General features: G+C 44.5%; 1 protein-coding gene. It reads left to right on the forward strand.

Annotated elements, in window-relative coordinates:
• Positions 1 to 2,139, forward strand: a 2,139-nt coding sequence (locus VN429_RS00610) for a hypothetical protein (protein WP_325628666.1), incomplete at both ends; no start/stop codon positions are given.

A 2,139-nucleotide genomic window follows, 5' to 3' on the forward strand; every position in this document is an offset into this window, starting at 1 on the left:
CAGTATGACAATTCCTATAACACTCGATATCTACAAAGGGAATCCACACCCAGCGAAAGTGGAGGCCAAAGCAATTTTTCGTCAATTAAAGAAAGGCAAGCCCATTACAGTTGCCAAAGACACCGGGGCAGGGGGCACCACTGGCTTAGGTTCATCGCCTATCGATACAGGTGAGAAATTCTTGCTGATTGAACCACTCAAATCAGGTGCAAGTGATGTACTGCGAAGCTGCGTTCAATACTGCGACGCAATGACAGATGCCCCAGACGATGCTACCAGGTTTAAGCTGATTACAGATGGATTACTGACTATGGCTTTTCCAACAAACATGGACTGTCCCAAAGTTAAGGAAATGATAAAGAAGAATCCTGACTTGAAAGAATGGTACAAGTATGTTGTGGATTGTAAGGAATGTGAATTGAAAAAGAATTGCCCGGTATATAAAAGTGTACAAGTAACCGAAGAAGATGAAAAAGTTGTGGGTTATGGAATCACATACAGTGGGATCATAGCTTCGATGCTCTCAAGATACCGGGATCTGCAGACCAGACCAGAAGAACCCAGCTTGGGAACACGCAGAATTGAAAAAATACTAAAATGTTGCACGGTTCTGTTGATAGATGAGTGTCACCTGATTGAATTTGGCAAAACAGTTTCAATCAAAATCTTCGACGTGAAAGATGGAATGCCAACACAGTACCGTAGTCGCTTCTGTGGCATCATGAGCACCCCAGATGGTGAATACCCTAAACTAAAGGCACTCTTGTCTAACATCGATGAACTGATAGCCGATGAACGGACACAGGATGCAATTTTGAGATGCATAAATCAATCAACGGATAAAGAAAATGGGAAGCGGCTACTCAACGTGAGGATTCCAAACCCATTCTACATTGACACGGAAGATCCGAAACATTTCGGGCACTATGTTGCAGTAAACAATGAAATGATATACCTACACATAGATAAGCGAAGACCCATTGAAAGACTATCAAGTATTAAAAATATCCTAGACCCACTGTCCCAGCTAATGGGCAACAAAAGCCTTGACCTGGAACTAGAATGGACAAATGGACGGTACGTAGTTAATCTAGTAGCTGATAACGTGGATGAAAGAGAGGCACTGGAAGACTTTATCACAGAGAGTATTAAAATGGGGAAGAAGGTGGTCTTCATTACGGCAACAAAGGGCCGGTATAATTACGATAGATACATGCCAAACGGAGGTCACATGCCCACCGTTTTGCTGGGCGAAGGGGGAGATCCTACCGACTCTGCAGGGGAGCAGCTCATACTAGCAGACAGCTACAAAATGAGTGGCGAGGGAAGGAATTCCTTCAATGCCCAGTTGCCATGTATCAGGGAAGAAATCCTGGAAATACTAAACCAAGAAGGGAAGGGACGTGTGGTTATTGTTGCCAGGAAAGCAGCAGAAGCAGATGCCATAAGAAAGATGGTAGCGGAGGAACTGGGCTGGTTCCATAATACTGAGCACAGGAAAGCGGAGAATGATTTGATAGTGACATATTACCGAGGCCCAGATAGTCACTCTGGTCGCTTCTACTTCTACACTTGGATTGGTAACTGGGGAGGCGAGGATCATTGGGATAAGAAGCCTGCTAAGGTCATGATCTTGGTTGGAGGTGCAGATACTCCAGGGCATTGCATGGACAGATTCTGCAAGACCAGAGAAGCTGCCAGGATCATGCGCCAGACCGAGATATTTATGCAGATGTTTCAGATGTGTGGTAGGATCAAGGGCAATGGCCGATCCCTGGTTTATTGTATTGGCATAAACCTGGAAACAGTCAAGAACTTCACCACATGGGGCACCAAGTATGAGATGCAAATAGATGAGAATCCCACACGTCCAAAGATCACCATAAACGTGGGCAAAGCTATCAGCAAGCCTTCCATCATCGGTTGTAAGACGTTGGATGAGAGGCTTGCCAGAGGTAGGCTTTATCTGAATGGGTTTTTTGGAGTAATCAGAATTGCCGATATCGGAAAAACCGAGTTTTTTTCGGAAAACTGGAACAAGATATTGAAAAAACAAATTCGACAGCGGAAAGGGTTCTCACCACAATTTCACGTACCTCAGTTTAGACAGTTACCGAGATTACCAGTATCGGTGAAAAC

It is taken from the genome of Methanospirillum sp. (assembly GCF_035560735.1).
GTDB lineage: Archaea > Halobacteriota > Methanomicrobia > Methanomicrobiales > Methanospirillaceae > Methanospirillum.